This is a genomic window from Anabaena sp. UHCC 0399 (assembly GCF_034931465.1).
GTDB lineage: Bacteria > Cyanobacteriota > Cyanobacteriia > Cyanobacteriales > Nostocaceae > Trichormus > Trichormus minutissimus.
On record NZ_JAYGGZ010000062.1, the window covers coordinates 26,276 to 40,012 of the forward strand.

At 42.9% G+C, this 13,737-nt stretch carries 11 protein-coding genes; 7 read left to right on the top strand and 4 right to left on the bottom strand.

Features of this window, described 5'->3' with window-relative positions; genetic code table 11:
* Positions 1–28: 28 nt before the first annotated feature.
* Entirely contained in the window at positions 29–865 is an 837-nt protein-coding gene (locus VB693_RS25155; protein ID WP_323268637.1) for a prohibitin family protein, read from the bottom strand.
* A 308-nt stretch (positions 866–1,173) separates the two neighbouring features.
* Here VB693_RS25155 and nfi point away from each other — a divergent pair, with 308 nt between their 5' ends.
* The 6 genes from nfi (at position 1,174) to VB693_RS25185 (ending at position 7,247) form a co-directional block, all read left to right on the top strand.
* Positions 1,174–1,839: a deoxyribonuclease V gene (gene nfi, locus VB693_RS25160; RefSeq protein ID WP_323268638.1), complete on the top strand. Its 666-nt coding sequence runs from the start codon at positions 1,174–1,176 to the stop codon at positions 1,837–1,839.
* 242 nt (positions 1,840–2,081) lie between these two features.
* On the top strand, positions 2,082–2,738 hold the full coding sequence (locus tag VB693_RS25165; protein ID WP_323268639.1) for an FHA domain-containing protein: 657 nt from the start codon (positions 2,082–2,084) through the stop codon (positions 2,736–2,738).
* A 147-nt stretch (positions 2,739–2,885) separates the two neighbouring features.
* Entirely contained in the window at positions 2,886–4,847 is a 1,962-nt protein-coding gene (locus tag VB693_RS25170; protein WP_323268640.1) for an FHA domain-containing protein, read from the top strand.
* Positions 4,848–5,035: 188 nt separating this feature from the next.
* Positions 5,036–5,926: a type II CAAX endopeptidase family protein gene (locus VB693_RS25175; protein ID WP_323268641.1), complete on the top strand. Its 891-nt coding sequence runs from the start codon at positions 5,036–5,038 to the stop codon at positions 5,924–5,926.
* Between the two features lie 89 nt (positions 5,927–6,015).
* Positions 6,016–6,741, top strand: coding sequence for a GDSL-type esterase/lipase family protein (locus tag VB693_RS25180; protein WP_323268642.1), 726 nt, complete (start codon positions 6,016–6,018; stop codon positions 6,739–6,741).
* Positions 6,742–6,812: 71 nt separating this feature from the next.
* A complete protein-coding gene (locus tag VB693_RS25185; RefSeq protein WP_323268643.1) occupies positions 6,813–7,247 on the top strand; it encodes a hypothetical protein in 435 nt (144 codons plus the stop codon).
* Positions 7,248–7,474: 227 nt separating this feature from the next.
* Here the strand turns inward: VB693_RS25185 and gcvP are convergent, their stop codons facing one another.
* The 3 genes from gcvP to gcvT form a co-directional block, all read right to left on the bottom strand.
* Positions 7,475–10,405 carry an aminomethyl-transferring glycine dehydrogenase gene (gene gcvP, locus VB693_RS25190; RefSeq protein ID WP_323268644.1) on the bottom strand — a complete coding sequence of 977 codons (2,931 nt, stop codon included), beginning with the start codon at positions 10,403–10,405 and terminating at the stop codon, positions 7,475–7,477.
* 305 nt (positions 10,406–10,710) lie between these two features.
* Positions 10,711–11,103 (bottom strand): glycine cleavage system protein GcvH, encoded by a 393-nt coding sequence (gene gcvH, locus VB693_RS25195; RefSeq protein ID WP_190703776.1) that lies wholly within the window; start codon positions 11,101–11,103, stop codon positions 10,711–10,713.
* 267 nt (positions 11,104–11,370) lie between these two features.
* The gene (gene gcvT / locus VB693_RS25200; protein WP_323268645.1) at positions 11,371–12,501 is read right to left on the bottom strand and encodes a glycine cleavage system aminomethyltransferase GcvT; all 1,131 of its coding nucleotides are present in this window, start codon (positions 12,499–12,501) and stop codon (positions 11,371–11,373) included.
* Positions 12,502–12,632: 131 nt separating this feature from the next.
* Here gcvT and VB693_RS25205 point away from each other — a divergent pair, with 131 nt between their 5' ends.
* Entirely contained in the window at positions 12,633–13,127 is a 495-nt protein-coding gene (locus VB693_RS25205; protein WP_190703780.1) for a pentapeptide repeat-containing protein, read from the top strand.
* Positions 13,128–13,737 lie beyond the last annotated feature (610 nt).

The following is a 13,737-nucleotide window of genomic DNA, read 5'->3' on the forward strand; positions in this document are numbered from 1 at the left end:
ACGTCTCTACTTTTTCACCAGATATCTATTAGTTATTTTTGCTAGTCAAACTACTAGGATTAATATTAATTAATGGTATTGAACCATTACCACCCATAACCATTGGGAACTTGCCATCCCATTTTTCTATTGCTTGCTTTTGCAATAACTCCGGCGTTAAAGTTAGCCTTTGTAATCTTTGCGCCTCCGCTTGACCTTTCGCACGGTTAACATCAGCTTGAGCTTCTTGAGTTGCTTTTTTAGCAATAAATTCTGCTTGTTTAGCTTCTTGTTCGGCAATCTGTTTAGATTCAATGGCTCTACTAAATTCTGGAGAAAAAGAAAAATTTACTAGAGAAACATCATCGACTATTAAACCGTAAGCCTGAAGTCTATTTTTTAAATTATTATCAATTTCCTCCTTCAATTCTGTTCTGCGGGTGATAATTTCTTCTGCTGTTTTTTTTGCAGTTGCAGCCTTTAAAACCTCAGATACAGCCGGAGTGATGATGCTGGTCACTATTTGTTGTTGATCTCCGACTTGTTGAAACACTCTATTGACTTTACTGGGGTCAACGTGCCAGTTGATAGCCAATTCTGTTTTCAGTTGTTGGAGGTCTTTAGAAGCCGCATCAGCTTGAAAGGTATTTTGTTGCACGCGCACACTAATTCTTTTAACCGATGTGACAAGGGGCATAATCGTATGCAGTCCTTCATCTAAAACCTGATCTTGGACTTTACCAAATTGCATCAATACACCACGTTCACCCGCATTTACAATTGTAAATGGACGAAACATGATAGCTAAAAACAAGAAGAATATCCCTCCAGTTAAATAAAAACCATATTTGAACTTACCATTAGAGGTATTTGGAATATTACGCATATTTTTATTCTCCTTATGCAATAATTGTCTATCGAGATGAATCTCAGCATCAATGACTGCGGACTAGCAAATCATTACAAATTTTTACAAATTGCTGTCAATCATTGGGATTAGCTTTTGGGAATAATTAAGCCAAAAATTGGTAGTAGTTTGGGGGTAATATCTCGCAGAGTCTCCCTCATAAATTGACCAGGATGCGTGTTCATCTTCTATCAGAAAGTACAAATAAATTAAAATTAAGGACAACTGTAGATACACAGTTATCATTAGCTTTTTTAGAAAAAAGCTTTTAACTATTACTTAAAAATATGAAGATTTATCAACCCCATGCTTGGCCTCAGAGTTTGGCAGGAGCGATCGCTATTCAAGAAGAATTACGGAATCAAGTAATTGTACAGGATGAATTGCCGCAACAGGTAAAATACGTTGCTGGTGTCGATATGGGTTTTGAAGCCGATGGTACTATTAGCCGTGCAGCAGTGGCGGTGCTGAGTTTTCCTGAGTTGCAAGTCATCGAAACCCAATTAGCATACCGTCCTACTACATTTCCTTACATTCCTGGTTTTTTATCATTTCGAGAAATACCAGCAATACTTGATGCCTTAGAAAAAATTCAAACCACACCAGATATTATCTTGTGTGATGGTCAGGGAATCGCTCATCCCCGTAGGTTAGGTATAGCAAGTCACCTAGGAGTCATCATCAACATACCAACCATTGGGGTCGCAAAATCCTTACTTATTGGTAAACATGAAGAGTTACCAGACACCAAAGGTAGTTGGCAACCATTAATACATCACGGTGAAACTATTGGTGCAGTTTTAAGAACTCGCGCCGGAGTAAAACCTGTGTATGTTTCCAGTGGGCATAAAATCAGTTTACCCACGGCTATTGACTACGTGTTGCGTTGCACACCAAAATATCGGTTGCCAGAAACTACTCGCATCGCTGATAAATTAGCATCTGATAGGTGACAGGTTACAGGTTACAGGTGATAGGGGTGACAAACAGGAGTTACGCAAAAAAGGCTTATTTTAATGTTTGCGATCGCCAAGCCTTGATTTTTCTTGTGAGTACCTAGGTAATAATAGTAACAACTCATCGTATTATTTTGTTGAACTTTGTTCTAAAAACTTGCTTACTACCGCTCAATCGTGTTAGGAATCGCACAGAAAGTAGTTGAAGTAGCTAAATACGAGTTACCCAAGTTGGAACAATGAACGCACTTACTTTACAGTGGCATGATGCTGGTCAAAACAAAACTCAGCAAATTTACGAACAACAGCCAAGTAAAAATCCTGGCACTGTCCGCATTGGTAGAGATCCACTCCAGTGTGACATTGTTTTGACAAACCCAACTGTATCTGGGCTGCATATAGAAGTATTTTTTAATTCTCAGCAGCAAAGTTTTTATATCAGAAATTTGCGATCGCAAAATCCTCCCCTTATAGACGGACAACAACTCATCCAAGGAGAAAGACCTCTAAATCAAGGTAGCATCATCTACTTGGGACAAGCACAACTCCAAGTTACTGCTGTGAATATTAATACTATTGCAGCCACAATTTTAGCTCCACCCCAACCACCAGTGCATCAAAATCGCCAATTCACACCCCCTGTACAACAACAGCCACCAGTGCATCAAAATCGTCAAGTTACAGCCCCTCTGCAACAACAGCCACCAGTGCCTCAACAACAGCCAGTCACACCCCATATACACAACCATCCAGCAACACCAGCACAAGGAAATTACGGCTTAGAGTGTCCTAGATGCCATAAAGTGTCCCGAATTGAAAATTTACAAGTAGGCTGTCCCTGGTGTGGTACATCTTTAGCTGCGGCAGTCAGTGTATTAGTCGCACCGGGGAATTAAACAATTCGTAATTCGTAATTCGTAATTCGTAATTACGTGTTGTAACGACTAAAAAATAAAACAACATTAATTTAAGCTCACAGATAAATCTGGGGATAATTAATTTTGAATTTTGAATTTTGAATTTTGAATTCGGAGCGCAGCGACGTGACTAACCTACAAATTCAATTGACTTGGGAAGACCCAACAACGGGGGAACGGCGAGAACCAACGTTAAATGTGCCGATAGCTTTTGGTCGAGAATTTGCTCGGTTGCCTGCGGAAGTGGACGGAAAGCGCGTTGCGCGAATGTTGTTAAATAGTAATGAAATCTCTCGTTACCATGCTTTGATTGCTTGGGAAAACAATCAATTTGTGGTGATTGACCAAGGCAGTGTGAATGGTGTGCTTGTTAATGGTCAACGCCAACCGCGTAGTGTTCTCAATAATGGTGATACGCTGCAAATTGGCCCCTACATAATGATGGTGACTTTGGGTAGTAATGCCAGTCCACAAATCACCAGTCTCCCTTCTTTAATTCAATTTAATCCTCATACTAATATCCCCGATCCGAGCTTACCGCCAGCTCGTCCTGTTACACCTTTGGGAAGTAATTTTCCCCCACCGGCATTTCAAGCTGAACAACAGATTGTTGTCCAAGCACTCCACGCGACAGGTTTACCTGTAGATGAATATGATTTTTTGGCAGTTGGGGGAGGACTAGGTAGTTTTATCTGGTCTGATTTACTGCGAATTAGCGGCGTGCGTGCAGAAAAAATTGCGGCTTTGGGATTAGAACCAGAACCTTATGCTCGTTATAAACGGCTGTGTTTGAATTCCCAAATTCCTTTATATGAAAGACTGCGGTCTAATTCTGATTCTTGTCCTGATAATATTTGGGGTTGGCCTAGCTATGCTTGGCGAGAAGCTTGGCACGACTTAACTAAAGGTAAGCCAAACACAGCATTGCGGTACTTATGGCAAGTATTTGGAGAACCAACCTTTGCGGAAACTTATACTCCCCGTGCAACCAATGTTTTTGATTCTATTGACAGAGAAGCCAAACGGATTGGCTGGAGTCAAATTTATCGTTATGGACGAGTCAGAGCAATTCGCAAAACTGATGATGGTAGATATTGTGTAGCCTATTCTCGTGGACAAGGTAATCACGCTTTTGTCGTTTGTCGTTATATACATTTAGCTACTGGGTATCCAGCAATTCAGTTTCTCGATGATTTGCAGGCTTATAGAGAAAAATATCAAGATTTTAAATCCGTCGTGAATGCTTATGAAGCACACGATCATGTATACGAGCAATTAGAACGCCAAGGTGGAACTGTATTAATTCGGGGACGGGGAATTGTAGCTTCGCGGATTGTGCAGCGCATTTATGAAGCCAGACGCAAAAATCCCAATATTACAGTTTTGCATTTAATGCGATCGCCTAAACCCCAAGGCAACACATTCCAAAAAGCCACACGGCTAGTCAAAAATCATTACGAATTTCAACCCTTCAACTGGCCCAAATCCTGTTGGAGTGGTGAACTGCGAGTCATGCTAGAAAAAGCCACACCAGACGAACGCAAACGCTTACTCTCAGACTGGGGTGGTACAACCACAGCCGACCGTTTAGACTGGCAGCAAATTACTGAAAATGGCTTAAAAGAAGGTTGGTATCAAATCACCTTCGGGGAGGTATTAACAGTAGAAAGGGACGCACAAAATCGCACTATCAGCCAAATCCAAGAGAAAGGCTTTGGTCAAATGAAATTAGTGGCTGATTTTATTGTTGATGCCACAGGTTTAGATGCCAAAGTGCAAGCCAATCCTCTATTAGATGATTTGGTGAAGCATTACAATCTACCTCTAAACTATCTGGGACGCTTGGCTGTCGCCAATAACTTTGAAATCCCCGAAATGCGAAATGCTAAAGGTCAAATGTATGTAGCCGGGGCAATTACCCTCGGTGGCCCCTATGCAGCCGTTGATAGTTTCCTCGGTTTGCAATACTCCGCCTTAGTCGCCGTTGATGGACTCGCCTCCGCCCGTGCGCCAGGAGTCCATCGTTTAAATCCCTTCAGTTCTTTTGGACAGTGGTTAAAGTGGGTGTCGAATCAATCACCATCTTGAGTGCTGAGTGCTGAGTGCTGAGTGCTGAGTTGTGAGTTGTGAGTTGTGAGTGCTGTTAGCGGTAGCGCGGCGTTTAGCCGATGCTGAGTTGTGAGTGAAGGTAACGATTTCCCAGTCCCTAATCCGCAAGAGTCATTTAATTTTGAATTTTGAATTTTGAATTTTGAATTGATTTGTCCCTAATCCCGATGAATGAAAATCTAGATAATCCCTTTCAAAAACTCAAGGTTCGCTACCTGTTTTGGCAGTTTTTGCTGATATCTTTTGGTATTGGCTTAGTACAAGGCTTAGTGCAGGAGGGTAGCGGGCAAAAATTAAATAGTCAAGCTTCAATACTAGTTCTCTACATCCTGATATTTTGTTCATTGTCTCTCTGGACACTGGCAGACTTTAAGCGCACAGGCGTTAACCTTAAATATTTAATGGGAAGTGTTCCCAAGAACTATAAATGGTTCTCGACATTAGGTTTGGTTTTGTTGATGATTTTATTTTCCATTAGTGCTTATCTAGTGTCGTTTTCCCTTTTATCATGGGTTGCACCTAATTTCATCGAAGCCTTACTCAAGCAAGTTGCCAACAATCCTGCGCCTCGTAACTCTGCACCGCTATTTTACAATCTGCTGGGAGCGATCGCTTACGTAGTTATTGCCCCCATCACCGAGGAATTTATCTTTCGCGGCTTTATCTTACAGCGTTGGGCCGCTAAATGGGGTCTTCGTTCCGCTTTGGTGGTTTCGTCAATCTTATTTGGAGTTTTACACGCCAACTTTTTAGGATTATCTGTATTTGGCCTTGTCATGGGGGTTTTATACATCAAAACCCGGTCGTTAATTGTACCCATTGCCTGCCATGCCTGGAATAATTTACTAGCATCGGGCATGGGATTTTTATCTAGTGGTGCTGAAACAACAACGACATCAGCAGTCAACACTTTGGAACAATTGCGTTCTGGTTGGTGGGTAGGAGTCTTGTTGATGTCAGTCTCATTACCTTTCTTGCTGCGCTTCCTCATACGGAATTGGCCGCGCAAAGACGCAGTAGTTCCATATTTAATTAACGCCAATACTGCATATAGGTAAAATTTTGGCGGAAAAAATAAAAAAATATACTGTTTAATGGTGTAGAAATGTATAGAATCTTGTAAAGATATAAGATAAATTTTTTTAAGATGCAAACATTACCAGTTCCTTCCTCAATGCAGCTGTCTTTATCACCAAATCAATGTCAGCCTTTGAAGATTGTCGCACTGGGGGATAGTTTAATATACGGCTTTGGCGACCCCGAAAAGGGGGGCTGGGTAGAACAATTGCGGCGATCGTGGATGTTGCCAAATAGTTCTGGTCATGTCCTGTACAATTTGGGAGTAAGAGGCGATCGCACCCAGCAAGTAGCACAAAGATTAGAAGTAGAATTTCGCCATCGAGGTGAACTGCGAAATCGTGTCCCCGACTTAATTATCCTCTCTGTAGGGGTAAATGATTCACCACGCCTAGGCCGTCCCAATGGCAAAAACTATACAGACTTTGCTGTATTTGAGTCAGAAATCGCTACACTATTAGACCAAGCACAGCAACTTTGTCCTGTATTATTTGTGGGCGTAGTTCCCGTCAATGAAGCTAAAATGCCTTTTCTAGATTGTTTGTACTACAATCATGTCGATCAATACCGCTACAAAGAAGCCACTAAAATAGCTTGTACCCAACGGCAAATTCCCTATTTAGATATTTTTGATCGCTGGATGGCACGCGGCGATACTTGGTGCAAGCATCACTTAAGTGAAGATGGTCTTCATCCCAATACCCTAGGTTATCAAGCTTTGTTAGAAGATGTTGTTAATTGGGAAGCACTAGCAACCTATCACCCTCGACTTGAGTACCAATTAGAACTATCCTAGAAAAGCAATACCCACATCTCTTATACAGACGCGATCCATCGCATCTCCTCTAATCAGCCATCAGCACGCTTATGACACCAACTTTGTTCGGTCGTTGGCAAACTCGGTTATTATTACTATCTACTGTCGGTGTCCTAGTATCTCTACCCTTTGCAACAGGTTTAATTTACGGCTCTCCTGATTCTATCTATTTTTGGATACTTGGCTATGTTGCGATTTTCGGTTTAGGGTGGGATGTACTTTATAACTATCTGCAAAAGTTCCGTTGGGATAGGGACTGGCCAGCTGCCTATCAACTCCTGGCTGGTATTTGGGAATTAGTATTTGTTTTTTGTGGAGTCAAAATTTTTGGCTTTTTACCAGCACCTATACCCAAAGATTCTATAGACTTAGATGCTTTTGTATTACATTACAGCGTCGTTTGGTTATCAGTATTTATAGCTTCTCAAAGCATCATGCGAATTTTATTTCCCCGTTCACGATTCCGAGGAGGACAATGGTTGTGAACCAATTCACAACAATGCTCCGCCCCGCTACAAAAAAATGGCGAAGGTATTGTTAATAGGAAAAAGTGCTGAGTTAACAGTGCTGTTAGCGGAAGCGGGGCTTTGAGCAGCTTACTCTTCTCCTTACTCAACACACAGCACTCAACACTCGGCACTCAGCACTCAGCACTCAGCACTCAGCACTCAACACTCAGCACTCAACACTCGGCACTCAGCACTCAATCAAGTCAATGATAAGCATCCATTGGTAGACAAGAACAAACGAAGTTTCTGTCACCAAAAGCCGCGTCAATTCTGCCGACACTCGGCCAGAATTTATGTTCGCGTGTCCACGGTGCAGGATAGGCGGCTTGTTCACGAGAATAGGAATGATTCCACTCGCCAGCGATGAGACTTGCGGCTGTGTGGGGTGCGTTTTTTAAGAGATTATCTTCAGCATCCATCTTACCTGACTCAATTTCCGCGATTTCTTGGCGAATTGCCATCAGCGCATCACAAAAACGGTCTAATTCTGCCTTCGATTCGCTTTCTGTGGGTTCAACCATGATTGTCCCCGCGACAGGCCAGGAGACAGTCGGAGCATGGAAACCATAGTCCATCAGGCGTTTAGCGATATCATCAATTTCGATATTGGCGGATTTTTTGAGGGCGCGCAAATCTAAAATACATTCATGGGCAACTAAACCATTCTGCCCTTTGTACAACACTGGATAGTAGGTTGCCAATTTCTTCGCGATGTAGTTGGCGTTGAGAATTGCCACTTTGGTAGCTTCCGTCAACCCATCTGCACCCATCATGACAATATACATCCAAGAAATCACCAAAATACTAGCACTTCCCCAAGGTGCAGCAGCCACAGCACCAAGTTGGGAATTGGACATTGCATTCTTCCTAGTCCCCAACACCGGATGTCCCGGTAAAAATGGGACAAGATGGGACGCAACACCAATTGGCCCCATACCTGGGCCGCCGCCACCGTGGGGAATACAGAAGGTTTTATGTAAGTTCAGGTGACACACATCTGCACCAATATCACCAGGGCGACAAATACCCACTTGGGCGTTCATATTTGCCCCATCCATATAGACTTGGCCGCCGTGACTATGAACTACCGCGCAGATTTCCTGAATTGCTTCCTCAAATACGCCGTGAGTTGAGGGATAAGTCACCATTAAAGCTGCCAGTTCATGGCTATGTTTTTCTGCTTTGGCTTTTAAGTCCGCAACGTCAATATTACCGTTAGCATCACAGGCGACTGCTACCACCTTCATCCCACACATTACCGCACTAGCCGGATTTGTACCGTGGGCTGAGGTGGGAATTAAACAAACGTTCCGGTGCGCTTCTTCCCGGCTGTCGTGATATTGACGAATCACCAAAAGTCCTGTGTATTCCCCTTGCGAACCTGCATTGGGTTGCAGGGAAACTCCCGCAAAGCCTGTGATTTCTCCTAACCACGCCTCTAATTGTTGGAACAGAATTTGATAACCCCGTGTTTGATATGGCGGTGCAAAGGGGTGTATCTTGCCAAATTCCTCCCATGTCACTGGAATCATCTCGGCTGTGGCGTTTAACTTCATGGTACAAGAACCCAAGGGAATCATCGATGTTGTGAGAGATAAGTCCTTGGTTTCTAACTTATGGAGATAACGCAATAACTCTGTTTCGGAATGATAGCAGTTGAAAACGGGGTGAGTTAGGTAGCTGCTAGTACGAGGGAAGGGGAGATGAGACGCAGATGTTAATTCTGCGGCGGTGAAGGGTAAGTTATCAGTCAAAGCAAAAATTTGCCAGAGTTCAATGACTTCTTCTAAGGTGGTGGTTTCATCTAAAGAGATGCCGACAGCAGTATCATTGAAAACACGCAAATTAATATTTCTGGCTTGGCAACCCGCAAGAATAGCTTCTAGGTTTTGTGTTCCTAACTCTACCTGCAAAGTATCAAAGAAATTTTCTGAATTAATCTTGTAACCCAGACGCTTTAATCCTGCTGCCAGGATAGCAGTTAGCCGGTGAATATTCTCGGCAATATTTTTTAGTCCCTCTGACCCATGATAGACGGCGTACATACTCGCTATCACTGCTAGTAACACCTGTGCAGTACAAATATTACTGGTGGCTTTTTCCCGGCGGATATGTTGTTCACGAGTTTGCAAAGCTAGACGCAAAGCTGTTTTGCCGTGGACATCTTTAGACACACCCACAATGCGCCCTGGAACTTGCCGCTTGTATTCTTCCTTAGTCGCAAAGTATGCCGCATGAGGGCCACCAAAACCCAAGGGAACACCGAAGCGTTGGGTGCTACCGACAGCAATATCCGCCCCAAATTCACCGGGAGGGGTGAGTAGAGTTAAACTTAAGGGATCTGCTGCTACCGTGACCAATGCACCCTGAGCATGGGCTTTTTCAATAAAAGCGCGGTAGTCGTAGATAGTACCATCACTAGCGGGATATTGTAGAACTGCCCCGAAAATTGTTTGAGCAAAATCAAAGGTCTGATGATCACCGATAATAATTTCAATGCCTAAAGGTTTCGCCCGTGTTTGCAAGACATCGATAGTTTGGGGATGACAATCACGGGAAACAAAATAGGCATGGGCTTTATTTTTACACACGCCGTAACTCATCGTCATAGCTTCGGCGGCGGCTGTAGCTTCATCTAATAATGAAGCGTTGGCAATTTCCAAACCCGTTAAATCAATAATCATGGTTTGGAAATTTAGCAGTGCTTCAAGTCGCCCTTGGGCTATCTCTGGCTGATAAGGGGTGTAAGCTGTATACCAACCAGGGTTTTCCAGGATATTACGCCCAATCACAGGGGGGGTAATACAGTCGTAATATCCCATACCAATGTATGAGCGGAACACTTGGTTTTTCGCGGCAATTTGTTTTAACTTTGCCAGTGCTGCGTACTCGGTTTGTGCTGCTGGTAACTGTAGGGTTTGATTCAGCCTGATTGCTGTCGGTACTGTTTTATCAATTAAATCATCTAGGCTAGACAATCCCAACACCTCAAGCATTTGCTGGATGTCTTGAGAATTTACGCCTATATGCCTTTGTATAAAATTATCTTTTTTTTCTAGTGATTGATGAAGGCGATCGCCTTCGGTGGGGCGTAGCCCATCGCTAGACTGAGAAATAGAGGCAAACGATACCACAAACTTAATACTCCAGATATAACTAATTAATATTTTGCAACAAATACTCTTGACAGGTCGGAGTAGTCTATTGATTTATTGATAATTTCATCACTTTGTGGTGGGGAGTGGGCAATTCAATTTTGGATTTACGTTAGCGTACAAGTATTTTGGATTGGGTTTCAATCTAAAATCCCAAATCCGTCTTGAAAAGTTGAGCCACTGCGTTGGACGGGTTTCCCGGCTTGTAGCAAGTGGCGTTCCTAGGTTGGGAAACCCGCCTACAGAACTTTCCGCAAAATCTAAAATTCCCAGTCCCCAGTCCCCTATTCCCCTTCCACCTCAGCGCGATACTCGTCCGCAGTCAACGCATCATTTACATCATCAGGGTCATTGACGCGTAATTTTAAGAACCAGCCTTCACCGTAGGGATCATCTGCAACGGCTTCGGGGGATTCAATCAAAGCTTCATTGCGTTCTATAACTGTGCCGGTTATTGGTGCATTCAAGTCTTCGACAGCTTTGACTGATTCAATTGAACCAAAGGTATCTCCTTTAGTAATCAGATCACCAATTTCTGGCAATTCCAAAAATACCACGTCACCTAATTGGTCTACGGCAAATTCTGTAATGCCGATAGTGGCAATTTCGCCATCTAGCCGCACATATTCATGAGTATCCAGATATTTTAAATCTTGAGGGTATTCAAACGACGACATCTCTCTTCCTCTGCAATATCAAAACAATCGCTCTAACGGTAATTCAGATCATACTTAGCAAGTAAGCTTGAGTATCTTACAACACATTTAGTAGTCCAACCCCTTCGGGGAATTCAAAATTCAAAATTCAAATCCTCTACTTTTAAGTATGGGGATTCTAACCTCTGTAAAATTTGGTCAAAATAAGTCAATAGTCATTAGTCATCCTCCCTTGTCCCAGTCCCCAGTTAACTAATTTTGACTTTTGACTTGATTTGTCTCCACTCCCTAAACCTTGTTTTTCGACTTATAAAAGGGACGTTTAACTACATTTGCTGGGTATGCCTTACCACGAATTTCTACTTCTAGTTGCTGTCCCACCTTCGAGAGTTGGGCGGGAACATAAGCTAAAGCTACGGGATAACCCAGTGTAGGCGATAGAGTCCCACTAGTAACTTCTCCTACTACTTTACCGTCTGCAATCACTGGGTAGCCGTGACGGGCAATATTGCGTCCTTGGGTTTGTAAACCTATGAGTCGGCGTTGCACTCCGGCGGCTTTTTGTTGTTCTAAAACAGCCCGACCAATAAAATCTCCTTTGGTATCGAGATGGACTAGCCAACTCAGCCCGGCTTCTAGGGGTGTGGTAGTGTCGTCAATATCCTGTCCGTAAAGTGCCATCGCGGCTTCTAAGCGTAGAGTGTCTCTCGCGCCCAATCCGCAGGGGGTGACACCAGCATTAGAGAGACTACGCCATAACTCTACCCCTACATCTGGGTCTAGTAATACTTCAAAGCCATCTTCCCCGGTGTAACCTGTGCGGGCAATAAAGGCGGGTTTACCTAGTATTGTGGTTTGGAGGTGTCCAAAAGCTTTGATTGGTTGTAAGTCTTCTTGGACAAAGGGTTGCAGATATTTGATGGCTTTTGTCCCTTGGACAGCGATTAAGACTTTTTCTGGTGAAAGGTCTTGAAACTTGACCTCGTTTTGATCAAGGTGCTGTAATAACCATGCTTTATCTTTGGTGGTGGTGGCTGCATTGACAATGATGAATACCTGTTGTGTACCAGTGGAATCTTCTCCTTGGTAGTAGACGATGATGTCATCAATGATTCCCCCTTGGGGGTTTAATAATACAGTGTATTGGGCTTGACCTGGTTGCAAACGACTCAAGTCTGAAGGTACTAAACCCTGGAGTTGAGAAATCAGGTTTTTACCTTGGAGGGTAAATTTACCCATGTGGGAAATATCAAACATCCCAGCGTTATTTCTCACCGCTTCGTGTTCGCGGGAAATACCGCTATATTGCACCGGCATTTCCCAACCACCAAAGCTGGTAAAGCGGGCTTTGAGTTTTACACCCTGTTGATATAAAGGGGTTCGCGCTAAGGTTTCGGCAGTTTCTTGTTGATTAGCCACAGGTAGTTTTGCTTATGCGATCGCACTTCAATATATATCCTACTTCTATGGGAATTGGGAATTCACCTCTCACCACTCCCATCTGATGTTTAATATTGAATGGGAGTGTTGAGTTTTGTTAAGAATAAATTATGAGATATTGGCAAGTGCTAGCTAGTTTTGTTCTAGCTATGGTTTTGTTTTTGTTTCCTCTGGCGGCGGAGGCTGCTAGTTCTTCTAGCATTACCCGTTCGGCTGGGGATGAACTCAAAGCTAAAAACTTTGTTGGTCAAAGTTTAGTTGGTGCTGAGTTTACTAATGTAGATTTAAAGAATGCTAACTTTAGCAACGCTGACTTACGCGGTGGGGTGTTTAACGGTACTGTGTTGGAGGGCGTAAATCTGCATGGTGTCGATTTCAGTAATGGTATTGCTTATCTAGCCCAGTTTAAGAATGCTGATTTAAGTGATGCAGTGTTAACAGATGCGATGATGCTGCGTTCTATTTTTAATAATGTTGATGTCACTGGTGCAGATTTCACCAATGCAGTTTTAGATGGTGTACAGGTGAAAAAACTCTGTACGAAAGCTAGTGGTGTCAATTCTAAAACTGGTGTTGATACTCGCGAGTCTTTAGGTTGTAAGTAGAATTTATTTCTTTCATGTGAGCAGAACCCCGTTTTCTTGAAGAAAATGGGGTTCTGATTTAGGAATTATTTATTGCTGCAATTATTTAAAAAATATCTCGTATTAGATGAGTCAGATAACTGTTCGACTTTACAGCCTACCAAGCTACCCAACTCGGTTTTATTTTCGGAAATTGTTACCAACTTCACTGGAATAGGTCTGGACTCTTCTATGGTACGCTTAATGAATTCCCATTCACTAATTCTGACAGCAGAAGAGTGCTGAGGACGGAAATCACAACCCGAAAACCCACGTTGTTGTTCCTAATTATCACGCGCGTTCCTGTTGCGATTCGCCGAGCGACAGTTCCTCGGATTGTTGTTCCACGAACCACCGCGCAGCAGCCGGAATTGCCTACCCCATTAAGTATTTTAACATACTCAGTTATATAATGCGCTTTAAGCTCGACTTTATCCATCACTATGCTTGCAGAAGCAACAAAGCGGGGAAAGTCGTAGAAACAGTAATATGAAAATTCCGCCTGATGCTATTATTGCCGACGAAAAAATTACCCGCTACTTATTAGTACCGAGAGAACACGATGATAAATCAAAGTTTCTCAAAACAGAGC

Excerpts from the sequence above, each read along its gene's own strand:
- VB693_RS25155 (WP_323268637.1), bottom strand. The coding sequence starts at position 865 with ATGCGTAATATTCCAAATACCTCTAATGGTAAGTTCAAATATGGTTTT.
- nfi (WP_323268638.1), top strand. The coding sequence starts at position 1,174 with ATGAAGATTTATCAACCCCATGCTTGGCCTCAGAGTTTGGCAGGAGCG.
- VB693_RS25165 (WP_323268639.1), top strand. The coding sequence starts at position 2,082 with ATGAACGCACTTACTTTACAGTGGCATGATGCTGGTCAAAACAAAACT.
- VB693_RS25175 (WP_323268641.1), top strand. The coding sequence starts at position 5,036 with ATGAATGAAAATCTAGATAATCCCTTTCAAAAACTCAAGGTTCGCTAC.
- VB693_RS25180 (WP_323268642.1), top strand. The coding sequence starts at position 6,016 with ATGCAAACATTACCAGTTCCTTCCTCAATGCAGCTGTCTTTATCACCA.
- VB693_RS25185 (WP_323268643.1), top strand. The coding sequence starts at position 6,813 with ATGACACCAACTTTGTTCGGTCGTTGGCAAACTCGGTTATTATTACTA.
- gcvH (WP_190703776.1), bottom strand. The coding sequence starts at position 11,103 with ATGTCGTCGTTTGAATACCCTCAAGATTTAAAATATCTGGATACTCAT.
- VB693_RS25205 (WP_190703780.1), top strand. The coding sequence starts at position 12,633 with ATGAGATATTGGCAAGTGCTAGCTAGTTTTGTTCTAGCTATGGTTTTG.